Genomic DNA, 23,995 nt, shown 5'->3' with positions numbered 1-23,995 from the left:
TTGCGACCCGCTTCGATCGCACGCCATCTCACTTGCCGATGCAGAACTCCGAGAATATCACGTCGAGCAGGTTCTCGACATCCACCCGACCAGTAATCCGTCCAAGTGCGTCGCCGGCGACGCGCAGCTGCTCAGCCTGGAGATCTGCGCCCTCGGTGACCAAGGCGCGCGCCAGCGCGACGCTGGCCTGTTTCAGGCAATCCACATGACGCTTTCTTGACGGGATTGCAAGTGACGTCCGCCCGGCGAGATCCGGCAGGTGCGCCGTGATTTTTTTCAGCAACTCGCCGATGCCGTCGCCGGTCTTCGTCGACAGAAACACATCCGCCTGACCCGCCCGCCAAATCGTTGCGTTTCGGTCGAACTTTGTAGCAACCCGAATGATCGGAGCTTCATCAGCAATCGGCTCGTTCAAAACAAAGCCGTCCGGTTTTTCCGATAGCAGGAGGATCAAATCGGCGTGTCCGATAACTTCCCTTGCCCGGCGGATGCCTTCACGCTCGACGATCTCGTCCGTCTCCCGCAGCCCGGCCGTGTCGAATAGTTTCACCGAGAATCCGGCTAAGGAAAGGTCGACCGAGATGACGTCACGAGTCGTGCCGGCGATCTCCGTCACGATGGCAATGTCCCGCTTCGCGAGGGTATTGAGCAGGCTCGACTTGCCGGCATTCGGCGCGCCGGCAATGACGATCTTAAGGCCATCGCGAATGATCTCGGCCAGCCCGGCCTTTCCTGTATGGGCGTCGATCTCTGCCTGAAGCTTCTCGAGATCCCTCCAGATCGTGTCGCTGACGGAGCCCGGGACATCCTCTTCATCGGCAAAGTCGAGTTCCGCCTCGATCATCGCGCGTGCATGGGTCAGGCGTCGCGCCCAGCCGTGGTAAAGAGCCGATTGACCGCCGCTCGCCTGTTCGATCGCCAGGCGACGCTGCATTTCGGTTTCGGCTGAAATTAGGTCGGCCAATCCCTCGACCTCGACCAGGTCCAACTTGGCGTTCTGGAAAGCGCGCCGCGAGAACTCGCCGGCCTCGGCGTGCCGCAATCCCTCGAGCTCGGCAAGCGCCTCGAGAACGGCGTGCACGACGGCTCGCCCGCCATGGAGCTGCAGCTCGCAGCAATCCTCCCCCGTGAACGACGACGGTCCGGGAAAATAGATCAACAGCCCGCTATCGAGCATCTCACCGTTTCGATTCCGAATCGTTCGGAGCGAGGCGGAGCGCGGTTTTGGCAGAGCGCCGCAAAGCTGCACGATCGCACCGGCCGTCGCCGGTCCGCTGATGCGAATGACAGCAATCCCGGCGGGCAGGGCGCCGCTGGAGAGCGCGTAGATAGTGTCCGTGAGCTGCATCGGCTTGTTCGATTTGGTGAGCACACAGGTCAAACCTGTGCGCCGGCGGCGTCTTCCGTCTGTATCGAGGAGCTAACTCTCTCTCCTTGCGCCCGAAACAGACGCAGCTGTCGGCACAGGGAACGGCGCAGACTTATGCATGTCTGGGCACCGGAATGCAAGTATGGTGGGCCCTCGGAGTCCGGCGCAACGTCGGCATTGTTTCACGTGAATCACCGCCGTGCACGGAAGCCGTAGGTCATCTTGGGTTGCCAACGTCAGATCGGCTCGCTGCCCCTCATAGAAAAAGGCGGGACTCGCGAGTCCCGCCTTGCCACAAGAGTCGCCGCAGACCCGATCAGGTGTTCATCGAATCGAAGAAGTCGCCGTTGGTCTTCGTCTGCTTGAGCTTGTCGATCAGGAACTCGATCGCGTCGGTCGTGCCCATCGGCGCGAGAATGCGGCGCAACACAAAGATCTTCTGCAGGTCCTGGCGCGGCACCAGCAGGTCTTCCTTGCGCGTGCCGGACTTCAGGATATCCATGGCCGGGAAGATACGCTTGTCGGCAACCTTGCGGTCAAGGACGATTTCCGAGTTGCCTGTGCCCTTGAACTCTTCAAAGATGACTTCGTCCATGCGGCTGCCGGTGTCGATCAGCGCCGTCGCGATAATCGTCAGCGAGCCGCCTTCCTCGATGTTGCGGGCCGCGCCGAAGAAGCGCTTTGGCCGCTGCAGCGCATTGGCGTCGACACCGCCGGTGAGCACCTTGCCTGATGACGGAACGACGGTGTTGTAGGCACGTCCGAGGCGCGTAATCGAATCGAGCAGAATGACCACATCGCGGCCGTGCTCAACGAGGCGCTTGGCCTTTTCGATCACCATCTCGGCCACCTGCACGTGGCGCGTCGCCGGTTCGTCGAACGTCGAGGAGACGACTTCGCCCTTCACCGAGCGCTGCATGTCGGTCACTTCTTCCGGCCGCTCGTCGATCAGGAGAACGATCAGATAGCATTCCGGGTGATTGGCGGTGATCGAATGGGCGATGTTCTGCAGGAGAACCGTCTTACCGGTACGCGGCGGCGCGACGATCAGGCCGCGCTGGCCCTTGCCGAGCGGCGCCACCAAGTCGATGACCCGGGCAGACAGGTCCTTGGAGGTCGGTACTTCCAGTTCCATCTTGAAGCGCTCATTCGGGTAGAGCGGCGTCAGGTTGTCGAAGTGGACCTTATGGCGGATCTTCTCCGGATCGTCGAAATTGATCGTGTTGACCTTGAGCAGCGCGAAGTAGCGCTCGCCTTCCTTCGGTCCGCGGATCGGCCCCTCGACCGTATCGCCCGTCTTCAACGAGAAGCGGCGAATCTGCGACGGCGAAATGTAGATGTCGTCCGGACCGGGCAGGTAATTTGCATTTGCCGACCTAAGAAAGCCAAAGCCGTCCTGAAGGACCTCGACAACGCCTTCCCCGATGATTTCTATTTCTTGCGTGGCCAGATTTTTGAGGATGGCGAACATCAGCTCCTGCTTGCGCATGGTGCTGGCGTTCTCGACCTCGAGCTCTTCGGCAAAGGCCAGGAGATCCGTCGGCGTCTTGTTCTTGAGGTCTTGAAGCTTCATTTCAGCCATGAAGAGTCCATGTCTTGTAGGGGAATGGGAGAGGCGTGATTTTCGTAAGGGAGCTGCGAGGGGAAAGGGGGCAGGCTCTAAACTTCGTCACAGGCCTTGGGGATGAAGGAGATGCGCGAAAATAGCGATTCACGTGGAACGCCGCAAGGGGGCGCAGCAATTTAGCGGCAACTATTGCAGCTGCGAATCGTTTGAATTCAGAATGGTTTCACGACGGCGAGGATAACGATGACGATCATCAACAGCGTCGGAGCCTCGTTCATCAGCCTCCAGTAGCGCGCGGTCCTTCGATTCACGTCTCGCTCAAAGTCGGAGACCGCCCGGCTAAAATGCATATGCACCAGCGTCAGCAGAAAGACGCAGAAAAGCTTCGCGTGAAGCCAGCCGCCGCTAAACCCGTAGACGCTCCAGGCGAGATAGAGGCCGAGCAGCCAGGCGATCATCATCGCCGGGTTCATGATGACCTTCAGAAGCCGCCGCTCCATCGTCTTGAAGGTCTCGGACTGCGCCGACCCCGGCACGGCGTCGGTGTGATAGATGAAGAGCCGCGGCATATAGAGCAGCGCCGCCATCCAGGAGATCACTGCGATGATGTGGAACGCCTTGATCCAGAGATACAGATCGTCCGGCTGCCCGATGAAGAGCGCCGCCAGCAGCGCGACGAAGATCAAAAGGGCGGCGATCGCGCGTAGCCGCGCCCGCCTTCCGGGCGCGCTATCGGTTTGCCGCTCGATCATCCCCTGATCCCACGAACGCGCGCCACCAGGGCCGCGACGTTCTCCGGGTCCGCCTCCGGCGTGATGCCGTGGCCGAGATTGAAGATCAACGGCCCGTTGCCGAGCGCATCGAGAATGCGGTCGATGCCGTTTTCCATGGCCGACCCGCCGGCAACGACCCGCATCGGATCGAGATTGCCCTGGACCGGTCCGTCCCTCTGCAATTCTGCGGCAAAGGACAGCGGCACCGTCCAGTCGAGGCCGATCGCGTCCGCCCCGGTCAAGCGGCGATAGTCCTTGAGCAGCAGGCCCGCACCCTTTGCAAAGGCGATGATTTTCGCCGAAGGCCGGCGGGCCCGCACCGATGATATCATCCGCCGCACCGGCTCCACGGCAAAGCGGGCGAACTCGTCCTCGCCGAGCACGCCTGCCCAGGAATCGAAGACCTGCACCGCATCGGCGCCGGCATCGATCTGCTCGACGAGATAGTCGGCCGAGATATCGGCAAGGAACGCCAGAAGCTGCTCGAAGGCCTTCGGATCACGGTAGGCAAAGAGCCGCGCCGGCGCCTGGTCCGGCGTGCCGCGGCCGGCGATCATATAGGTCGCAACCGTCCACGGGGCCCCGCAGAAGCCGAGCAGCGTCGTCTCCTGAGGCAATTCCCGCCGGAGCCGAGAGACGGTTTCAAAGACGGGAGCCAGATGGTTCAAAACCTGATCGGCCTTGAGGCTTGCTATGCCGTCGGTGTCGATCGGATCCATCCGCGGTCCATGGCCCTCTTCGAAACGGACGTTTCGGTGCAGCGCGTCGGGAATGACGAGAATATCGGAGAAGAGGATCGCAGCGTCGAAGGCATAGCGCCGGATCGGTTGCAGCGTCACCTCGACGGCGAGATCCGGCGAATAACAGAGATCGAGGAAGCTCCCGGCTTTCGCGCGTGTCGCCCGGTATTCCGGCAGATAGCGACCGGCCTGGCGCATCAGCCAGACGGGCGGAGGCGTAAGGCATTTCCCGTTCAACACCTCAAGAACTTTGCGACGTGTCTCGGCCACTCGCCATTTCCCAATCTAAAATCAACCTATTTGAAATTGTTTCTATTTCTTAGAGTCGGTGGCTATCAAGGATTAAAATCAATCCTCAGTTCATCCAACCGCCGCCGATCGCCACGCGTATCATTGGAGAAAGTTCGGCTGGATTGCCAACGGATCGGGAAAAGTTGAGAAAAGACAGGAAAGTCAGCATCTTGCCCAGGGGTTCGGATTTGCGATTCCTGTGGACAAGGAGTCGATCCGCGTGACAATTTGTCGTCGGCTTGAGTCTTGTCCACAACTGCGCCCGGGCGTTTTTCGTCCGGGCTTCGGATGTGAATAACGCGACCCTTTTCCACGGGCCTAAGCGGCGGCCGCGATTTTGGCCGCGGGTGTCCCGGCCTATCAACAGCCTCCGGAGAATTGCGTGGAGAACCGAAAAAATTACTTCCACCTGCATCTCGTCTCCGATTCGACGGGCGAGACGCTGATAGCCGCCGGCCGCGCCGCCGCGGCGCAATTCCAGTCCTCGCACGCGCTCGAGCATGTCTATCCGCTGATCCGCAACAGGAAGCAGTTGATGCAGGTTCTCGATGCGATCGACGGCGCACCGGGCATCGTGCTTTATACGATCGTCGATCGGGAACTAGCCGGCATGATCGACCAGCGCTGCCGCGAGATCGGCGTTCCCTGCGTCTCCGTCCTCGACCCGATTATCGAGCTGTTCCAATCCTATCTCGGTTCGCCGTCGCGGCGCCGTTCGGGCGCACAGCATGTCATGGATGCCGATTATTTCGCCCGGATCGAGGCGCTGAACTTCACCATGGATCACGACGACGGGCAGATGCCGGCCGATTTCAACGAGGCGGATGTCGTGCTCGTCGGCGTGAGCCGGACCTCCAAGACGCCGACGAGCATCTATCTCGCCAATCGCGGCATTAAGACCGCCAACATTCCGATTGTCCCCGGCGTGCCCTTGCCGGAGGGCCTGCTCAAGGCGACGAAGCCGCTGGTGGTGGGGCTGATCGCCAGCGCCGACCGGCTCTCCCAGGTCCGCCAGCATCGCCTGCTCGGTACGACCCAGAGCTTTCATGGCGAGGACTATACGGATCGGGCGGCGATCTCCGAGGAGCTGAAATATGCCCGCACGCTCTGCGCCCGCAACAACTGGCCGCTGATCGACGTGACCCGCCGTTCGATCGAGGAAACCGCCGCGGCGATCGTTGCCCTTCGCCCCCGGCTCAGATAGAGCGGAGCCCAGGAACCGGAAGGTCGCACAGCAGCCGTTCGGTCGCGCCGTTCGGTTCCGGTTCATGCGGAATCGATCATGATGATCGCATGCGACCGGTCCAGCGACCATCGTGATCTCGGAACTGCGGATTGAGAAGATGACATCCTCGCTCGTGCTCGCCTCTGCCAGCCCCTTTCGGCGCGCTCTCCTGGAAAACGCCGGGCTGACATTTGCGGCCCGCGCAGCCCAGGTGGACGAGCGCGCCCTGGAACGACCGCTGGAAGAGGCGGGTGCCTCGCCTTCCGAGGTGGCGCTTACACTAGCGGAAGCCAAGGCGAAGGATGTGTCGCGCCATTTCGCAGGCGCGCTGGTGATCGGCAGCGACCAGACGATGTCGCTTGGCACCCGCGTCTATCACAAGCCGAAAGATATGGCGGAGGCGACTGAACATCTCCTCTCGCTCTCCGGCAGGACGCACAGCCTGAACAGCGCCATCGTCCTCGTCCGTGACGGTGAGGTCCTCTGGCGGCATGTGTCGACCGCGCGTATGACGGTCAGGCCGCTGGAACGCGCCTTTGCCGAACGGCATCTGAGAAGGGTCGGGGAGAAGGCGCTTTCGAGCGTCGGCGCCTATCAGCTCGAAGGTGAGGGGATCCAGCTCTTCGAGAAGATCGACGGCGATTACTTCACGATCCTAGGTCTGCCGATGCTGCCGCTTCTTGAAAAACTCCGCGAATTGGGATCGATCGATGCGTGATTCACGTGAAACATTTTTTAATCACGCCTTCGTCACTGGCTATCCCATCAAGCATTCTCGCTCGCCGCTGATCCACGGCTATTGGCTGAAACAGTTCGGCATTGCCGGAAGCTACCGGGCCCACGAGGTGACCCCGGCGGCCTTCCCTGATTTCATGCGCAATCTGCGGGAGGGCAGCACTGGCTTCTGCGGCGGCAATGTCACCATCCCCCACAAGGAGATGGCTTTCGAGCTCTCCGACCGGCCGGACGAGCTGAGTGCCGAGCTCGGCGCCGCCAATACCCTCTGGCTCGAAGACCGACAAATCTACGCGACCAATACCGACGGGCGCGGTTTCGTCGCCAATCTCGACGAGCGGGCAAGCGGCTGGGATCGTACCTCCACGGCCGTCATTCTCGGCGCCGGCGGCGCCAGCCGCGCCGTGATCCAGGCGGTCCGCGATCGCGGCGTCAGGACGATCCATGTGGTGAACCGCACGGCCGCCAGGGCCCAGGAACTGGCTGACCGGTTTGGCGAGGCCGTCGAGGCCCATCCGATCGCCGCCCTTTCCGAGGTCATGGCCGATGCCGGTCTGTTCGTGAATACGACCTCGCTCGGCATGGACGGCGAGCCGGCGCCGTCGATCGATTTCTCGCCGCTCGCAGCCGGCGCGGTGGTCACCGACATCGTCTATGTGCCGTTGAAAACGCCGCTCCTTCGCCAGGCCGAAGAGCAGGGCTTCCGGATCGTCGACGGCCTTGGCATGCTCCTGCACCAGGCCGTGCCGGGTTTCGAGAAATGGTTCGGCCGGAAACCGAAAGTCGATGAAACGCTTCGGCAAATTATTATCGAAGATATGGACGTGCACGCATGATCACCGTCGGGCTCACCGGCTCCATCGGCATGGGAAAAACGACGGCGGCTCAGATGTTCCGGGAGCTCGGCGTCCCGGTGAACGACGCGGACGAGGTGGTTCACGATCTCTATCGCGGGGAAGCGGTGGCGCCGGTCGAAGCAGCCTTTCCGGGCGTCGCCAAGGACGGCATCGTCGATCGGGCGGAGCTTTCCCGGCAGTTGCTGGCACAACCGGAGCGCCTCGGCGAACTGGAGCGGATCGTTCACCCGCTTGTCCGGGCGAGGGAAGATGCGTTCGTGGCAAGGCACAGTGCGGCGGGAGCGGCTTTCGTGCTTCTCGATATCCCGCTGCTTTTCGAGACCAAGGCCGAGAAGCGCCTCGACCGGGTCGTCGTCGTCAGCTGCGATGCGGAGACCCAGCGAGAGCGTGTCATGAAGCGCCCGGGCATGACCGCCGAGAAATTCGCGATGATTCTCGCGCGGCAGGTGCCCGACAGTGAAAAGCGCGCCCGGGCGGATTACGTCATCGACACGAGCGACAGTTTCGACGTTACCCGGGAGCAGGTCCGCGCCATTGTCGATCGTTTGACCGTGGACAGCCCCTGACCCGCGGCCATGAGCATCTTCAACTGGAAAAGCAACGACATTAAAATCGGTCGCACGAACGGATCAACTGATTCGCCGAGTAGCCCGTCTTAGGAAAATTCATGCGTGAGATCATTTTCGATACGGAAACGACCGGCCTCGACAGCCGTGAGGACCGGGTGATCGAGATCGGCGGCGTCGAGCTCGAGAACCAGTTTCCGACCGGACGGACAATCCATCTCTATATCAATCCGGGCGACCGCAAGGTGCATCCCGATGCGCTCGCCGTGCACGGCATCACCGACGACTTCCTGAAGGACAAGCCATCCTTTGCCGACGTGGTCGAGCAGATTGTCGACTTCTTCGGAGATGCGCGCTGGGTCGCACACAATGCGACCTTCGATATCGGCTTCATCAATGCCGAGTTCGACCGTTTGGGGCTGCCGCCGATCGCGAACGATCGGGTGACCGATACGCTGGCCATGGCACGGCGCAAGCACCCGATGGGCCCGAATTCGCTCGATGCGCTGTGCCGCCGCTATGGCATCGACAACTCGCATCGCGCCAAGCACGGCGCCCTTCTCGACTCCGAGCTGCTCGCCGAAGTCTATATCGAAATGATTGGCGGCCGCCAGGCGGCGCTGGGGCTGGTGACGAGCGAGATCAACGGTCTTGCCGTACGGGCGGACGACGGTCCGATCATCGTCATGCAAAGGGAGCGGGTGCTGACGCCGCGCCTGACGGAAGCCGAGATCGCGGCCCATGCGGCGCTCGTTTCCAAGATCGGTGCGAAGGCGATTTGGGTAAAGTACAGCGGCTGAAAGCCCGCAACAAAAACCCGGCCTTCTGAGCCGGGTTTTTTGCACTTATTCGAGGATGCGTCAGTTCGTCGTCGTGTTGCTGTTGGCAACCTGGGCGCGGACTTTCTCCTCCGCCATGCGCTGAGCGAACATCTGCGCAAAATCGATCGGGTCGATCATCAGCGGCGGGAAGCCGCCGTTGCGGGTCGCGTCGGCGACGATCTGGCGGGCAAAGGGGAAGAGCAGGCGCGGGCACTCGATGAAGAGCAGCGGCAGCATGTGCTCCTGCGGGAAGCCAGATACGCGGAAAACGCCGCCATAGGCGAGCTCGACGTTGAACAGCACCTTGTCGCCGTCCTGAGCCTGGGCGTTCAGCGAGAGAACGACGTCGAAATCGTTCTCCGCGAGCGGATTGGCATTGACGTTGACATTGATGTTGATCGAGGGCGCGCGATCGCGGGCCTGCAGCGAACGCGGGGCGCCGGGGTTCTCGAAGGAGAGGTCCTTGACGTACTGGGCCAGGATGTTGAGCGACGGGCTCTGCTGGGCCTCGCCATTGCCGTTGGATGCGGTATCAGTCGTCATAAGAGTTTCCTCGGACTTCGAATTGGTGAGGCCATCTAGCACTTCGGACCTGGGCTTACAACCCTCGAAGCCGGGACCGGTTCCCCGGACTGAAAGGCGTTACGGCCCCCTTCGCCGACCGGATTCACTATCGCCCTGACCTACCCGGAAATCCGGTTGCCAGGTGGCGAGGGACCGTTTTCGTCGTCGTTCCTTCTGGAGAACTCGTCCGTGTCGAGGTCGATGATCGTCGGGCCGCGCGGCCGGTCGCTGCCGCGGCCGCCGGAGTAGAAGCCGCTTCCGGTCGTCAGGATCGTCAGCCGCGTCTGCAGGAAGGAGGAGATGGCGCGCCTGACCGGCGGCAGGAAGAGAATGACACCAGCGCTGTCGGTGATGAAGCCCGGGACGATCAGCAGGATTGCTGCAACGAAGATGAGTGCACCGCCGAGAAGATCCGGGCCCGGGTCCTTTCCGGCCCGGGCCGCCTCCTGCACGCGGCGCAAAGTGCCGAGACCCTGGATGCGTAAGAGCAGGACGCCGGCAACTCCGCTCACTAGGACGAGCAGCAGCGTCATCGCCAGGCCGAGTTCGCGGCCGACGACCACGAAGCCGGCAATCTCTGCGATCGGCAGGCCGAGGATGACGAGGGGAATGATCAGCGACCGCATCGATCGTGCTCGCAAGAAGATGAGTGCAATTGACCGGTCTCCGGTTTATGGGTGCGACATCGCCATTTGAATGGTTTATCCTTGCGGACTATATGGAACACCAAGAGAAATTCTAACAGCGGTTCCGGGTAGAAATGGGCTCTTTCGACTTCATCACGTTTTTTTTCCTGATCGCGGCTGTGGTCATCTTCTTGCAATTGCGCAGCGTCCTTGGCCGCAGGACAGGAAATGAACGACCGCCTTTCGACCCCTATTCGCCGCGCGAGGCGCAGGGTCCGGAGGCAAGGGACAATGGCAAGGTCGTGCAGCTCCCTCGCCGCGAGAGCAGCGCGGAGGACGAGTCCCGTTACGCCGCCATTGATGGTTTTTCCAAGCCCGGCACGCCGCTGAACGCGCAACTGCGGGCGCTCAGCGACGCAGACCCGAGCTTCCAGCCCGCCGAATTCCTCAACGGCGCGAAGATGGCCTACGAGATGATCGTCATGGCCTTCGCCGACGGCGACCGCAAGACACTGAAAAGTCTTCTGTCCCGCGAGGTGTATGAAGGCTTCGAAGCGGCGATCGCCGAACGGGAGGCCAAGGGAGAGGTGGTCAAGTCGACCTTCGTCGGCATCGAAAAGGCCGAGATCGTCCATGCGGAGCTCAAGGACACTGAAGAGAACGTCACCGTTCGCATCGTCAGCCAGCTCATCTCCGCCACCTACGACAAGCAGGGCAAGCTGATCGACGGCGACGCCGATTCGGTTGCCGAAGTGAATGACCTCTGGACCTTTGCGCGCGACATCCGCTCGCGCGATCCGAACTGGAAGCTGATCGCCACCGAATCGGAAAATTGACCGCAAGGGGCGATAATGGCCTTTGATCTCGAACCGGTGTCCTTTTCGGAATTGCCGGGGTGGCAGCAGGACGACCCGACTCCCGTCATCGATGCGCTTCGCCGCTGTCATCATCATGTGACGGCGGTCAAGCCGTACAGGACAGGCTCTCTCGGAGTAACGGTCGCCGACCTGCTGCCCGCCTACGAGGCGGCCGGTGCCGGTTTTTCGGGAGCTGCCGCGGCGCGCGCTTTCTTCGAGGACCGCTTCGTGCCGTTCCGCATCCGTCCCGACGACGGAGGGAAAGGCTTCGTTACTGCCTTCTACGAACCGGAAGTCGAGGTTCGCGCCACCGCAGACGCGGAGTTCCGCTTTCCCTTCTACCGGCGGCCCGCCGATCTCATCGATATTGATGACGCGAATCGGCCCGAGGGAATGGATCCTTATTTCGTTTTTGGCCGGCTTCGCGATGGCAGGATTGAGGAATATTCCGATCGACGGGCGATCGACGAGGGACTACTCGCCGGCCGCGGCCTCGAGATCGCCTATGCCCGCTCGAAGGTCGACGTCTTCTTTATTCATGTCCAGGGTGCTGCGCGGCTCATCTATCCGGACGGAACGCGCCGCCGCATTACCTATGCGGCAAAGACCGGGCACCGCTTTTCTGCGATCGGCAAACTGTTGATCGAGCGCGGCGAAATCGACCCGGCGACCGTCTCGATGGCGAGCATTCGCGACTGGCTCGCGGCCCATCCGGCGAAGGTCGACGAGGTCCTGTGGCACAATCGTTCTTTCATCTTCTTCCGTGAAGCGTCGGTCGAGGACGAAAGCCTCGGACCGGTCGCCGCCGCCAAGGTGCCGCTCGAGCCGGGCCGGTCGCTCGCGGTGGACCGTCTCATCCATACCTTCGGGGTTCCCTTCTACATTGCCAGCGAGACGCTTACCCATCTCGATGGCGGCCGTCCTCTTGCACGGCTGATGCTGGCGCTCGATACCGGCTCGGCGATCGTCGGACCGGCCCGCGGCGACATCTTCACCGGCTCCGGCGAGGCGGCCGGCGCACTTGCCGGCTCGGTGCGCGCCGCTGCCGATTTCTTCATCCTCGTGCCCCGCGCGGCCGCCGCCAGATATCGCCATGGCTAGGGAGAAAAAGCTGTCGCCGGAGGATCGCATCCTGTGGGGCAAGGTCGCGCGCTCGACCAAGCCGATGCCGGGGCGGCTGCAGGACCTCGAGGACCTGCTCGGCGAGATCGAGCCGCCGCCGGCGCCGTCCTCTCCCCAGCCGGCCGACGCCGGCTTGTCCGCATCGGCGAAGCCTGAGCAGGGATTTGCCCTGAGCGGCAAGGCCGAGCACCGCCACCATCCGATCGAGAGACCGGTGAAGCGGAAGCTGGCGAAGGGGCGGCTGGCGCTCGAGGCGCGTATCGACCTGCACGGGATGATCCAGAGCGAGGCGCATGGGTTCCTGCTGCAGTTTCTCCTGAAGGCGCACGAGCGCGGCTTGCGCCATGTCCTTGTCATCACCGGCAAGGGAACGTCGTTCGGCAGCGACGGCGCGTTGAAGCGAGCGGTGCCGCTCTGGTTCGCCCTTCCCGAGTTTCGCCCGCTGATCTCGTCCTACGAGCCGGCGGCACGAAATCATGGGGGCGAGGGGGCGCTCTATGTCCGCCTGGCGCGCACCAGGGGGCGTGCGCCATGACGCCCTTCGGCGAGGCCATGCGCGACCTGCGCCGCCGCAAGGGGGTCTCGCAGAAGGAGATGGCGGCGGCAATCGGCGTTTCGCCGGCCTATCTTTCGGCCCTAGAACACGGCAAGCGCGGCGCCCCGAGTTTCGATTTCCTGCAGCGCGTCGCCGGCTACTTCAATGTGATCTGGGACGAGGCCGACGAGCTCTTCAGCATCGCGCGGCTCTCCGATCCGAAGGTCGTGCTCGACACTTCGGGTCTGCCGCCCGGCCACACCGCCTTTGCCAACCGCCTGAGCGAGCGGATTCGCGGCCTTTCGGGCGAAGCGATCGAGGCGATGGAAGATATTTTGGAAAAAGCCACATTTCCTGATAATGACAGGGGATGAAGCCTCGCCCCGGCCGCGCTCGCGACGCCCGGGATTTGGAACCCGTGGACAAATTTCCTATAGTCCGCGAGGCATCCGCGCTGTGATTCGCAACGAATCACGACGTCCGAAAACCTGGAAAGACCTGAAGCCGAATGACCGATATCTCTGAGACCGAAGCCGGCGCGATCGCCGAATATGGTGCCGATTCCATCAAGGTGTTGAAGGGCCTCGACGCCGTGCGCAAGCGGCCGGGCATGTATATCGGCGATACCGATGATGGCTCCGGTCTGCACCACATGGTCTATGAGGTCGTCGACAACGCGATCGACGAGGCACTGGCCGGCCATGCCGACATCGTCACGGTTACGCTCAATCCCGATGGCTCCTGCACCGTGACCGACAACGGCCGTGGCATTCCGACGGACATTCACCGGGAAGAGGGCGTCTCGGCGGCCGAGGTGATCATGACGCAGCTTCATGCCGGCGGCAAATTCGACCAGAACTCCTACAAGGTGTCCGGCGGATTGCACGGCGTCGGCGTTTCGGTCGTCAACGCCCTTTCCGTGTCGCTCAAGCTCAAGATCCGTCGCGCCGGCAAGATCCACGAGATGAGCTTTACCCACGGCGTCGCCGATGGGCCGCTGACGATTACCGGCGACGCCGGCAGCGAAACCGGCACCGAAGTCACCTTCCTGCCGAGCGAGCAGACCTTCTCTAAGACCGAATTCGACTTCGCAACGCTCGAACATCGCCTGCGGGAGCTCGCCTTCCTGAATTCCGGCGTCCGGATCGTCCTGACCGACAAGCGCCACTCGGACATCCGCCGCGACGAGATGATGTATGACGGCGGCCTCGAGGCCTTCGTCGCCTATCTCGACCGGGCGAAGAAGCCGCTCGTGCACAAGCCGGTCTCGATCCGCGGCGAGAAGGACGGCATCACCGTCGAGGTGGCCATGTGGTGGAACGACAGCTACCACGAGAACGTGCTCTGCTTCACCAACAACATTCCGCAGCGCGACGGCGGCACCCACATGGCCGGCTTCCGCGGTGCTCTGACCCGGCAGATCACCTCCTATGCCGATACGTCCGGCATTACCAAGAAGGAAAAGGTGTCGCTGACCGGCGACGATTGCCGCGAAGGCTTGACGGCGGTCCTGTCGGTCAAGGTGCCGGATCCGAAGTTTTCCTCGCAGACCAAGGACAAGCTGGTGTCGTCCGAAGTCCGGCCGGTGGTCGAGAGCCTCGTCAATGAGGCGCTCAGCGTCTGGCTCGAGGAAAATCCCTCCGATGCGAAGATCCTCGTCGGCAAGGTCGTCGAGGCGGCCGCCGCCCGCGAAGCGGCGCGCAAGGCGCGTGAACTGACGCGCCGCAAGGGGGCCCTCGACATCTCGTCGCTGCCGGGCAAGCTCGCCGACTGCTCCGAGCGAGATCCGGCCAAGTCGGAAGTGTTCCTGGTGGAGGGCGATTCGGCAGGCGGTTCGGCCAAGCAGGGCCGCTCGCGCGAGAACCAGGCGATCCTGCCGCTGCGCGGCAAGATCCTGAATGTCGAGCGGGCGCGCTTCGACAAGATGCTGTCGAGCCAGGAAATCGGCACCCTGATCACCGCACTCGGCACCTCGATCGGCAAGGACGAGTTCAATGCCGACAAGCTGCGCTATCACAAGATCATCATCATGACGGATGCCGACGTCGACGGCGCCCATATCCGCACGCTGCTGCTGACCTTCTTCTTCCGGCAGATGCCGGAGCTGATCGAGCGCGGCCACCTCTATATCGCCCAGCCGCCGCTCTACAAAGTGACGCGCGGCAAGTCCGCCCAGTACCTGAAGGACGAAAAGGCATTCGAGGAGTATCTGATCACGACCGGCCTCGATGAGGCGTCGCTGACGCTCGGCTCGGGTGAGGTCAGGGCCGGTCAGGATCTCCGCGAGGTGATCAACGACGCCTTGCGCCTGCGCTCGCTGATGGACGGACTGCATTCGCGCTACAACCGGGCGATCGTCGAGCAGGCGGCGATTGCCGGCGCGCTGAATACCGAGCTCAACAGCCATCACGACGACTACCAGAAGGTCGCCGCCGAAGTGGCGCGCCGTCTCGACGTCATTGCCGAGGAGACCGAACGCGGCTGGACCGGGTCGGTGACGGCCGAAGGCGGCCTGAAGCTCGAGCGCATGGTGCGCGGCGTCAAGGAAGTGGCGGTGCTCGACATGGCGCTGATCGGTTCCTCCGATGCCCGCCACATCGACCAGCTGACGGCGAAGCTCAAGGAAGTCTACGCCGAACCGCCGGTCCTGCGCCGCCGCGACGGCACGCAGGAGATCAGCGGGCCGCGGGCTCTCCTGGACGCGATCTTCGCTGCCGGCCGCAAGGGGGTGACGATGCAGCGCTACAAGGGCCTCGGCGAAATGAACGCCGAGCAATTGTGGGAAACGACGCTCGACCCGAATGTGCGCTCTTTGCTGCAGGTCAAGGTTTCCGACGCGACCGACGCGGACGGGCTGTTCTCGCGCCTGATGGGCGACGAGGTGGAGCCGCGCCGCGACTTCATCCAGGAAAACGCGCTGAGCGTCGCCAACCTCGACATCTGAGAAGCCGATCAGCAGAGACACTCGGCGGTGCTGTATATGAAAGCGTGGGGCTGTCTCGGTTCCGCGCTTTTTTCATTTGAGCTGCGGGCGGAAGGCTTTGCGCCTCAATCGCCCCTGAACTGACCTTCGAAAACGAATTCGTTGATTGGTTTGCGCTGGCTCGGCTTTTCGCGCTCCCGGAGATCGTCGGGTAGCGTGGCCGGATCGGCGAGCCTGCCGATTGCGACGGCCGCTTCCACCCGATAGTGCTCCGGCACGCCGGCGACGCGCATCGCCTTGTCGCGGTCGATCCCGGCCATGGCATGGGCATGCCACCCGGCAAGCTGGGTCTGGAGCGCGAAAGCGAACCAGGCGGCGCCGGTGTCGAAGGCATGCGTATAAGCGGGCCTGATCTCGCCGCTCGAGGTCTGCCTGTGGGTCTTCGAAAGAATGATCACGAGGGCCGAGGCGTTCTTGGCCCAGCGCTGATTTCCCTCGTCCAGCGTTTCCAGCAGGGAGGCGAAATACGCGGCGCCGCGGCGGGCATAGACGAAGCGCCACGGCTGGATATTGCTGGCGGAGGGCGCCCAGCGCGCCGCTTCGAAGAGCGCCAGCAGCTCCTTTTCGCCGATCTCCTCCCCGGTGAAGGCTCGCGGCGACCAGCGCTCGAGGAAGATGGAGTGAATCGGATGGTCGGCTGTTCTGTGGTTGATTTCCGTCACGGAAGGATCCTTCTCTGTGAATCCGTTGGGAGGCCCTTCCGCTGTAAGGTGTTGCGTTCGCGAAGAGCCGGATTCGCCGCGACGCTATAGAACCTGACGGCGCTTTGGAACGTGCATCACAAAAAATCATCGAAGCGGGAACGCTGGCGCGCGGGACCTTCGGGAAGCGGAACGAAGCGACGAGGGAGGCGTTTTCCGGGAAAAGCAAAAGACGATTGTCGAAACGGAAAAAAGTTGTATAAGTTCTGTAACTTTTTTCTGAGGGAAGGACCAGCCATGAACTTGAAGGACCCGTCGCTGTTTCGCCAAGCCGCGCTCGTCGGCGAGAACTGGATCGAAGCCGACCCGCAGAACGCCATCGAGGTCAACAATCCGGCGACGGGCGAGATCATTGGACGCGTCCCGAAGCTCGGCGCCGCCGAAACCAAGGCTGCGATCGAAACCGCCGCTCGGGTCCAGAAGGAATGGGCGGCGAAGACCGCCAAGGAGCGCGCGGGAATTTTGCGCCGCTGGTACGAGCTGATGATCGAGAACAAGGACGATCTCGGCCGGATTCTGACGATCGAACAGGGCAAGCCGCTCGCCGAGGCGACCGGCGAGATCGTCTATGGCGCAAGCTTCATCGAGTGGTTTGCCGAGGAAGGGCGCCGCGTCTATGGCGACCTCGTGCCCGGCCACCAGAAGGACAAGCGCATCCTCGTGATGAAGCAGCCGATCGGCGTCGTCGCGGCGATCACCCCGTGGAACTTCCCGAATGCGATGATCACCCGCAAGGCCGGCCCCGCCTTTGCCGCCGGCTGTGCCATGGTGTTGAAGCCGGCCGCCCAGACGCCGTTTTCGGCGAGCGCCATCGCCGTGCTTGCCGAGCGCGCCGGCATGCCGAAGGGGCTGTTCTCCGTGATCACCGGTTCGGCCCGCGAGATCGGCGCCGAGATGACCTCGAACCCGACGGTGCGCAAGCTGACCTTTACCGGCTCCACCGAAGTCGGCGCCGAGCTCTATCGCCAGAGCGCCGCAACGATCAAGAAGCTCGGACTCGAGCTCGGCGGCAACGCGCCCTTCATCGTCTTTGATGATGCCGATCTCGACGCCGCGGTCGAAGGCGCGCTGATCGCCAAGTTCCGCAACAACGGCCAGACCTGCGTCTGCGCTAACCGCCTCTATGTCCAGGACGGCGTCTACGAAATCTTCTCGGAAAAGCTCGCTGCCGCGGTCGCCAAGCTGAAGACCGGCAACGGCATGGAAGAGGGCGTCATCCTCGGTCCGCTGATCGACCTGCCGGCGCTCGCCAAGGTCGAGGAGCACGTGGCCGACGCCGTCGGCAAGGGTGCCCGCGTCATCCAGGGCGGCAGGCGCCATGCGCTCGGCGGCAGCTTCTATGAGGCGACGGTGCTGGCGGACGTCACCCAGGCAATGGCCGTGGCGCGCGAGGAGACCTTCGGTCCGGTCGCACCGCTCTTCCGCTTCAAGGACGAGGCGGACGTCATCCATCAGGCCAACGACACCGAATTCGGCCTTGCCTCCTATTTCTATGCCAAGGACCTGGCCCGCGTCTTCCGCGTCGCCGAAGCCCTCGAATACGGCATGGTCGGCGTCAACACGGGGCTGATCTCGACGGCGGAAGCCCCCTTCGGCGGCGTCAAACTCTCCGGCCTCGGCCGCGAGGGCTCGAAATACGGCATCGAGGAATTCATGGAAATCAAATATGTCTGCCTGGGCGGCATCGCCTGAGGCGAGGCAGCAACTCTATCGAAGCGAACCGGCCGGAAAATTCTGGCCGGTTTTTTCATTTGTGGATAAGACGTTGGTCTTCGTCAGAGGAGAGCGTTCATGCCGGCCCCCAAGAACCCCTTCAAAGCCGCGATCCGTGCAAGCCGTTTCCAGCTCGGCCTGTGGGTGGCGCTTGCCAGCCCCTATGCTGCCGAAGTCGTGGCCGGCAGCGGCTATGACTGGCTGCTGATCGACGGCGAACATGCGCCCAACGACCTGCCGCTGCTTGCCGCGCAGTATCGCGCGATTGCCGGGCGCGGCAGTCATCCGATCGTGCGGCTGCCCGTCGGCGATACGGCCTTGATCAAGCAGGTTCTCGACACCGGGGTGCAGACGTTGCTCATCCCGATGGTCGACACCGTAGCGCAGGCGCGGCAGCTCGTCCGCGCCGTCCGCTATCCGCCGCACGGCATCCGCGGCGTTGGCGCCGCCCTTGGGCGGGCCACGAATTTCGGGCGCATCACGGATTACCTGCAGAACGCCAATGACGAGATCTGCCTCATCCTGCAGATCGAGAGCCGGGCAGGCTTGGCCGCGATTGACGAGATCGCCGCGCTCGACGGCGTCGATGGCCTGTTCATCGGTCCGTCTGACCTTGCCGCCGACATGGGCCATCTCGGCAATCCCGCCCACCCGGATGTCCGGGACGCGATCGTCGATGGCTTCGCGCGGATCCATAAAGCCGGCAAGGCGCGCGGTATCCTGACGCTCGATCCGGTGCAGGCGCGCGACTATCGCGCTCTCGGCGCCGACTTCATGGCGATCGGCACCGACGTGACCCTGCTCGTCAGTGCCACTGAGCAGTTGCGCCGGGAATACCTCGGAGAGGTCGAGCCTGCGCGGACCGAATCCGGCTACTGATCTATGGTATCGACTGAAGCAGGGTCTCGCGCGCCGATTTCAGATGCCGGCGGCATGCCTGTTCCGCCTGCTTCGGGTCCCGCGACTGAAGGGCGGCGATATAGGCGAGATGCTCCTCCAGCGCCCGTGCATTGCGCTCGCGCGCATTCGATTTGTTCCATTGATAATGGTAGTGGAAGACGATCGCGATGATGTCGTAGAAATCGACGATGAAGCGGTTGCTCGACGATTTGTGCACCAGGAGGTGGAAGCGCTCGTCGAGCTCGGAGAATTCCCTGTAGCGGTCGTCGATATCGGCGAGAATATCGCGATGCAGTGCCTCGATCTGCTTCAGCTCGGTCCAGGCCGAGTCGTTCTCCGGCAGGGAAACGAAGCGAGCGGCCGAGCGGAGCTCGAACATCTCGCGCACTTCCGTTAGCTCAAGCGCGAATTCGCGGGTAAAGCCTTTGAGCACCCAATGGCTGTTCGGCCGCTTCTCGATCAGGCCGAAGCGGCTGAAGCGGATCAGGAATTCGCGCACGCTCGTCGTGCCTGTGCCGATCTCCCGCGCCAGCTCAAGCTCGTTGATCTGCATGCCGGGCTCCGCACCGCCCGCCAGAATCCGGCGCATGAAGCTGCGCTCGATGCGCTCGGCAAGCGAATCGGTTTCCTCGGTCGGGAAATAATCGGAAGTTTCCGGGCGCCTCAGCACGATCTTCTGGCGCTTGTCCCAGCTGATGAGCTTGACCTCTTCGCAACGCGACAGGATGGCCCGGACCGTCGTGCGGCTCACCCCGAGCGCCTGGCCGAGCTCCGGTTCGGAAGGCAGCGCTGATGTTTCCGAAAGCAGCGTGAGGCAGCGGTTGAAGGCATCCTTGAAGACGGTGTTCTGCTTTGCCATGGAATGATCCGGTCGATTAGAATTGTTTCAACGCAGCGGTCATGCGCCCATCTAGCCCGGCAGCGCCGGTTTGTCTCGGGGTCAATCAAGAATTAGCCGAGACCTGCTTATTCCTGCCTTTTCCATGCCCCCATCGCATGAGAGCATCGGCATCCTCGTTTTCTACGAGAGTCATAATACCCATTGACGAAAATCTGTCTATTGTAGATAAAAGACAAACAAGAGGACACGGGAGCCATCCCGTGAAAACCGTTCCGGGAGAGCCTGAGATTGTCCGCACCGTCTTCGATCCTTCTTTCGCCGGAGGATAATGTCGCCGTTGCCACGGTGGCGATCGAGCCCGGCGAGACTTTACCCGGAGGGCAAAAGTCCGCGGCGCGCATCGAGGCCGGCCACAAGGCGGCGATCCGGCCGATCCCGGCCGGCGAGCCGGTCGTCAAATATGCCCAGGCGATCGGCCGCGCCACGCGCGACATCGCCGCCGGCGAGCATGTGCATTCGCACAATCTCGCCTTCGACCAGGATCGGCTGTCGATCGGCGCGCCGGTGCCGCCGGAAGCCGCAAGTGCGGCCGACAAGGCGCGCACCTTCCTCGGCTATCGCCGGGCTGACGGGCGCGCGGCAACCCGAAACTATATCGGCATCATCGCCAGCGTGAACTGTTCCACCACTGTCTGTCGCGCCATCGCCGAGGAGGCCAACCGGCGCATCCTGCCGCGCTACGAGGCCATCGACGGCTTCGTGCCGATCGTGCACGACCAAGGCTGCGGCATGTCGTCTTCCGGCGACGGCATGAAGAACCTGCACCGGACGCTCGCCGGCTATGCTCGCCACGCCAATTTCGGCGGCGCGCTGATGGTCGGGCTCGGCTGCGAGGTCAACCAGCTGACGCTCTACGGCCAGAGCGGTTCGGGCGCGGAAAAGCGGCATTTCAACATTCAGGAGGCCGGCGGCTCGCGCCGCTCGGTCGAGCGCGCGCTCGGCGTTCTCGAGGAAATCGCCAAGGAAGTGGCAACCGCAAGGCGGGTGCCGATCCCGGTGAGTGAGATCATCGTCGGGCTGCAATGCGGCGGCTCTGACGGTCTGTCAGGGGTGACGGCGAACCCGGCGCTCGGCGCCGCCGTCGATATTCTCGCCGGTGCCGGCGGCACGGCGATCCTGTCGGAGACCTCGGAGATCTATGGGGCCGAGCATCTCTTGCGCAGCCGGGCCGTCAACGAGGCGGTGGCGGTGAAGCTCGACGGGCTGATCTCCTGGTGGGAAAATTATGTCGAGATGCACGGCGCCTCGCTCGACAACAATCCTTCGCCGGGTAACAAGCGCGGCGGCCTGACCACCATCTTGGAAAAGTCGCTCGGCGCCGTGGCCAAAGGAGGCCGTTCGCCGTTGACGGCTGTCTACAATTACGCGGAGCGGGTGACCGAGCATGGCCTCGTCTTCATGGATACGCCCGGCTACGACCCGGTGTCGGCGACGGGCCAGGTTGCAGGCGGCGCCAACGTCATCGCCTTTACCACCGGCCGCGGCAGCTGCTTCGGCTGTCGGCCGGCGCCGTCGATTAAGCTGACCAGCAACACGGCGCTCTACCGGGCGATGGAAGAGGACATGGATATCGATTGCGGCGTGATCGCCTCCGGCGAGGCGACGATAGCCGGTCTCGGCCGCCAGATTTTCGATTTGATCATCGATACGGCGTCGGGGCGTAAGACCAAGAGCGAACTTTTCGGCTACGGCGACAATGAGTTCGTCCCCTGGCATCTGGGGGCGACGCTTTAGGCGGATTTGGAAGGGCCCCTCATCCGGCCTGCCGGCCACCTTCTCCCCGCAGGCGGGGCGAAGGGACTCGCGGCGGCCGCTCGGACTCCCTCTCCCCGCCTGCGGGAGAGGATTGGGTGAGGGGGCAAATGCGCCGTCTGTGAGAAGAGCGCATCCTTTGGAGGGAGGAGACAAGGAATGCAGACGAGAATTATCGGTCGAACCGATCTGGCGGTCACCGAATACAGTTTCGGCACCGCCGGGCTCGGCGGCCTCTATCGCGAATGCACGCGCGAGGCGGCGATGGCGACGCTCGATGCCGCTTGGGACGCAGGGATCCGCTATTTCGACACGGCGCCGTATTATGGGCTCGGACTTGCCGAGCGGCGGACCGGCGATTTCCTGCGCGACAAGCCGCGCGAGAGCTACGTGCTCTCCACCAAGGTCGGCCGCCTGCTGCATCCGGTGCCAGAAGATAAGGTCCCGGATTATTCCTACGTCAAGGCGCTGAATTTCGACGTCACCTACGACTATGGCTATGACGCGATCATGCGCTCGGTGGAGATGAGCTATGCCCGCCTCGGCCTAAACCGCATCGACATTCTCTACGTTCACGATATCGGTGGCTATACCCATGGGGCAGCGAGGAATGCCGTCTATCTCCGGCAATTGCTCGATTCCGGCCTTAAGGCGCTGGAGGCGCTCAAATCGAGCGGCGCCATTTCAGCCTATGGACTGGGCGTCAACGAGGTGCCCGTCTGCCTCGACGTGATGCGCCATGCGGATATCGACTGCATCCTGCTTGCCGGCCGCTACACGCTTCTCGACCGATCGGCGGTCGCCGAACTCATTCCGCTCTGCGAGAAGAAAGGGACCTCGCTCGTCGTTGGCGGCGTCTTCAATTCCGGCATCCTCGCCACCGGTCCGGTGGCGGGCGCGCATTTCGATTATATGCCGGCCACGGAGGAGGTCAGAGAGAGGGTCGCGGCGATGGAACGGATCGCCGGTGAGCGTGGTCTGCCGCTTGCAGCACCGGCGCTACAGTTCCCGCTTGCCAATCCCCAGGTCGCCTCGGTTCTGCTCGGCACCGCCAAGCCTTCGAGCCTCGAGCGCAACATCGAGTTGGCCCGAAGAACGATAGTGGCGGCGGATTTTGCCGCCTTCGACCCATTCACCCTCGTAGCGCCCGCGCTCGGAACGGAGGCCGTGAGGGTGTGATTTGCCCGCCGCCGGAAGCGGCGGGTGATGCTTCTTGCGTGTTGGAGGAACGCGAGTGAAGAGAATCGATCAAATGGGCTTGCCAATTCGCCGTGCCTGGACTAGCGTCCCAGAATGTTTTTTATTGATAAAAGACGATACGCAAACACCTGGCGGATCGATCTCGATAACGGAACAAGGTGTGAATTGAGAGGAGAAACCTAATGAGCATTTCCAGACGCATTCTGTCCCGCCGCGCCTTCAGCGCGCTTGCCGGCGCAGCCTTCTTCGCCGCCATGGCGCCGATCCCGTCCTTCGCGCAGGACGTCACCATTCCGATCATCGTCAAGGACACGACCTCCTTCTACTGGCAGATCGTGCTCGCGGGCGCACGTGCCGCCGGCAAGGACCTCGGCGTGAACGTTCCGGAACTCGGGGCGCAATCCGAATCCGACATCAACGGCCAGATCAGCATCCTTGAGAATGCCGTCGCCGGCGCGCCGGCCGCCGTCGTCATCGCCCCGACCGAGTTCAAGGCGCTTGGCAAGCCGATCGACGAGGCCGCCAAGGCGGTACCGGTCATCGGTATCGACTCCGGAGCGGATTCGAAGGCGTTCTCGTCGTTCCTGACGACCGACAACGTCCAGGGCGGCCGCATCGCCGCCGATGGGCTCGCCGCGGCGATCAAGGAAGCGACCGGCAAGGAAGAGGGCGAGGTCGCCATCATCACCAGCCTGCCGGGCGTCGGTTCGCTCGACCAGCGCCGCGAAGGCTTCCTCGACCAGATCAAGACCAAGTATCCGGGCCTGAAGGTTGTCGCGGATAAATACGCCGATGGCCAGGCGACGACCGGCCTGAACATCATGACGGACCTGATAACCGCCAATCCCAACCTCGTCGGCGTCTTCGCCTCCAACCTGATCATGGCGCAGGGAGCCGGCCAGGCGATTGCCGAAAACAAGCTCGGCGACAAGATCAAGGTCATCGGCTTCGACAGCGATGAAAAGACCGTCGGTTTCCTCAAGGAAGGCGTGCTCGCCGGCCTCGTCGTGCAGGACCCCTATCGCATGGGGTATGATGGCGTGAAGACGGCGCTTGCAGTCTCTAAGGGCGAAAAGGTCGAGGCCAATGTCGATACCGGCGCGAACCTTGTCACCAAGGCCAACATGGCCGAGCCGAAGATCGATGCGCTCCTGAACCCGAAGGTCAACTGACCCGTTGAGATCGCAGCGACGGCCG

The 23,995-nt window shown here is 62.9% G+C and carries 23 protein-coding genes; 15 read left to right on the top strand and 8 right to left on the bottom strand.

Features of this window, described 5'->3' with window-relative positions; genetic code table 11:
* Positions 1 to 28 precede the first annotated feature (28 nt).
* The 4 genes from mnmE to hemE all read right to left on the bottom strand — a co-directional run bounded on the left by mnmE (position 29) and on the right by hemE (position 4,719).
* Positions 29 to 1,348 (bottom strand): tRNA uridine-5-carboxymethylaminomethyl(34) synthesis GTPase MnmE, encoded by a 1,320-nt coding sequence (gene mnmE, locus CO656_RS12765; RefSeq protein WP_097526209.1) that lies wholly within the window; start codon positions 1,346 to 1,348, stop codon positions 29 to 31.
* A 337-nt stretch (positions 1,349 to 1,685) separates the two neighbouring features.
* Complete coding sequence (gene rho, locus CO656_RS12760) at positions 1,686 to 2,951, bottom strand: transcription termination factor Rho (protein WP_082911953.1); 1,266 nt, start codon at positions 2,949 to 2,951, stop codon at positions 1,686 to 1,688.
* A gap of 197 nt (positions 2,952 to 3,148) precedes the next feature.
* Entirely contained in the window at positions 3,149 to 3,688 is a 540-nt protein-coding gene (gene hemJ, locus CO656_RS12755; protein WP_097526021.1) for a protoporphyrinogen oxidase HemJ, read from the bottom strand.
* Positions 3,685 to 4,719, bottom strand: coding sequence for a uroporphyrinogen decarboxylase (hemE, locus tag CO656_RS12750; protein ID WP_097526020.1), 1,035 nt, complete (start codon positions 4,717 to 4,719; stop codon positions 3,685 to 3,687). The genes hemJ and hemE overlap by 4 nt, the downstream gene beginning before the upstream one ends.
* 403 nt (positions 4,720 to 5,122) lie before the next feature.
* Between hemE and CO656_RS12745 the strand changes: the two genes are divergently transcribed.
* The 5 genes from CO656_RS12745 (at position 5,123) to dnaQ (ending at position 8,923) form a co-directional block, all read left to right on the top strand.
* The gene (locus tag CO656_RS12745; RefSeq protein WP_097526019.1) at positions 5,123 to 5,944 is read left to right on the top strand and encodes a pyruvate, water dikinase regulatory protein; all 822 of its coding nucleotides are present in this window, start codon (positions 5,123 to 5,125) and stop codon (positions 5,942 to 5,944) included.
* A gap of 139 nt (positions 5,945 to 6,083) precedes the next feature.
* A complete protein-coding gene (locus tag CO656_RS12740; RefSeq protein ID WP_037418427.1) occupies positions 6,084 to 6,683 on the top strand; it encodes a Maf-like protein in 600 nt (199 codons plus the stop codon).
* Positions 6,676 to 7,536 carry a shikimate dehydrogenase gene (locus CO656_RS12735; protein WP_037418430.1) on the top strand — a complete coding sequence of 287 codons (861 nt, stop codon included), beginning with the start codon at positions 6,676 to 6,678 and terminating at the stop codon, positions 7,534 to 7,536. Before CO656_RS12740 ends, CO656_RS12735 begins: the two co-directional genes overlap by 8 nt.
* On the top strand, positions 7,533 to 8,123 hold the full coding sequence (gene coaE / locus CO656_RS12730) for a dephospho-CoA kinase (protein WP_097526018.1): 591 nt from the start codon (positions 7,533 to 7,535) through the stop codon (positions 8,121 to 8,123). The genes CO656_RS12735 and coaE overlap by 4 nt, the downstream gene beginning before the upstream one ends.
* 101 nt (positions 8,124 to 8,224) lie before the next feature.
* Positions 8,225 to 8,923, top strand: a complete 699-nt coding sequence (gene dnaQ / locus CO656_RS12725) for a DNA polymerase III subunit epsilon (RefSeq protein ID WP_097526017.1) — start codon at positions 8,225 to 8,227, stop codon at positions 8,921 to 8,923.
* Between the two features lie 60 nt (positions 8,924 to 8,983).
* Here the strand turns inward: dnaQ and secB are convergent, their stop codons facing one another.
* Together secB and CO656_RS12715 are read right to left on the bottom strand one after the other, a co-directional pair.
* Positions 8,984 to 9,487, bottom strand: a complete 504-nt coding sequence (gene secB, locus CO656_RS12720; protein WP_095678026.1) for a protein-export chaperone SecB — start codon at positions 9,485 to 9,487, stop codon at positions 8,984 to 8,986.
* Positions 9,488 to 9,627: 140 nt separating this feature from the next.
* Positions 9,628 to 10,134, bottom strand: a complete 507-nt coding sequence (locus CO656_RS12715) for an FxsA family protein (RefSeq protein ID WP_097526016.1) — start codon at positions 10,132 to 10,134, stop codon at positions 9,628 to 9,630.
* A 134-nt stretch (positions 10,135 to 10,268) separates the two neighbouring features.
* Between CO656_RS12715 and CO656_RS12710 the strand changes: the two genes are divergently transcribed.
* From CO656_RS12710 to gyrB, 5 genes are all read left to right on the top strand, one after another.
* Positions 10,269 to 10,970: a Tim44/TimA family putative adaptor protein gene (locus CO656_RS12710; protein WP_097526015.1), complete on the top strand. Its 702-nt coding sequence runs from the start codon at positions 10,269 to 10,271 to the stop codon at positions 10,968 to 10,970.
* A gap of 15 nt (positions 10,971 to 10,985) precedes the next feature.
* Positions 10,986 to 12,092: a murein transglycosylase A gene (locus tag CO656_RS12705; protein WP_097526014.1), complete on the top strand. Its 1,107-nt coding sequence runs from the start codon at positions 10,986 to 10,988 to the stop codon at positions 12,090 to 12,092.
* On the top strand, positions 12,085 to 12,648 hold the full coding sequence (locus CO656_RS12700) for a Smr/MutS family protein (protein ID WP_037418460.1): 564 nt from the start codon (positions 12,085 to 12,087) through the stop codon (positions 12,646 to 12,648). The genes CO656_RS12705 and CO656_RS12700 overlap by 8 nt, the downstream gene beginning before the upstream one ends.
* Positions 12,645 to 13,022, top strand: coding sequence for a helix-turn-helix transcriptional regulator (locus tag CO656_RS12695; protein WP_037418463.1), 378 nt, complete (start codon positions 12,645 to 12,647; stop codon positions 13,020 to 13,022). Before CO656_RS12700 ends, CO656_RS12695 begins: the two co-directional genes overlap by 4 nt.
* A 134-nt stretch (positions 13,023 to 13,156) precedes the next feature.
* Positions 13,157 to 15,592: a DNA topoisomerase (ATP-hydrolyzing) subunit B gene (gene gyrB / locus CO656_RS12690; protein WP_097526013.1), complete on the top strand. Its 2,436-nt coding sequence runs from the start codon at positions 13,157 to 13,159 to the stop codon at positions 15,590 to 15,592.
* A 104-nt stretch (positions 15,593 to 15,696) separates the two neighbouring features.
* On the opposite strand, the gene CO656_RS12685 is transcribed toward gyrB, so the two are convergent.
* The gene (locus CO656_RS12685; protein ID WP_097526012.1) at positions 15,697 to 16,293 is read right to left on the bottom strand and encodes a nitroreductase family protein; all 597 of its coding nucleotides are present in this window, start codon (positions 16,291 to 16,293) and stop codon (positions 15,697 to 15,699) included.
* 276 nt (positions 16,294 to 16,569) lie between these two features.
* Here CO656_RS12685 and gabD point away from each other — a divergent pair, with 276 nt between their 5' ends.
* Both gabD and CO656_RS12675 read left to right on the top strand, forming a co-directional pair.
* Positions 16,570 to 18,024: an NADP-dependent succinate-semialdehyde dehydrogenase gene (gabD, locus tag CO656_RS12680; protein WP_097526011.1), complete on the top strand. Its 1,455-nt coding sequence runs from the start codon at positions 16,570 to 16,572 to the stop codon at positions 18,022 to 18,024.
* Between the two features lie 99 nt (positions 18,025 to 18,123).
* Positions 18,124 to 18,924, top strand: coding sequence for an HpcH/HpaI aldolase/citrate lyase family protein (locus CO656_RS12675; protein ID WP_037418474.1), 801 nt, complete (start codon positions 18,124 to 18,126; stop codon positions 18,922 to 18,924).
* A gap of 1 nt (position 18,925) precedes the next feature.
* Here the strand turns inward: CO656_RS12675 and CO656_RS12670 are convergent, their stop codons facing one another.
* On the bottom strand, positions 18,926 to 19,804 hold the full coding sequence (locus tag CO656_RS12670; protein WP_097526010.1) for a GntR family transcriptional regulator: 879 nt from the start codon (positions 19,802 to 19,804) through the stop codon (positions 18,926 to 18,928).
* Between the two features lie 270 nt (positions 19,805 to 20,074).
* On the opposite strand from CO656_RS12670, the gene CO656_RS12665 reads away from it, so the two are divergent.
* The 3 genes from CO656_RS12665 to CO656_RS12655 all read left to right on the top strand — a co-directional run bounded on the left by CO656_RS12665 (position 20,075) and on the right by CO656_RS12655 (position 23,970).
* Positions 20,075 to 21,580 (top strand): altronate dehydratase family protein, encoded by a 1,506-nt coding sequence (locus CO656_RS12665; protein ID WP_037418479.1) that lies wholly within the window; start codon positions 20,075 to 20,077, stop codon positions 21,578 to 21,580.
* Positions 21,581 to 21,757: 177 nt separating this feature from the next.
* Entirely contained in the window at positions 21,758 to 22,777 is a 1,020-nt protein-coding gene (locus CO656_RS12660; protein ID WP_097526009.1) for an aldo/keto reductase, read from the top strand.
* Positions 22,778 to 22,980: 203 nt separating this feature from the next.
* Positions 22,981 to 23,970 carry an ABC transporter substrate-binding protein gene (locus CO656_RS12655; RefSeq protein WP_097526008.1) on the top strand — a complete coding sequence of 330 codons (990 nt, stop codon included), beginning with the start codon at positions 22,981 to 22,983 and terminating at the stop codon, positions 23,968 to 23,970.
* Positions 23,971 to 23,995 lie beyond the last annotated feature (25 nt).

The organism is Sinorhizobium sp. FG01 (genome assembly GCF_002531875.1).
In the GTDB taxonomy this organism is placed as follows: domain Bacteria; phylum Pseudomonadota; class Alphaproteobacteria; order Rhizobiales; family Rhizobiaceae; genus Sinorhizobium; species Sinorhizobium fredii_C.
Note: the sequence above shows the minus strand (reverse complement) of the source record. Positions and strands in the feature narration are given on the sequence as shown.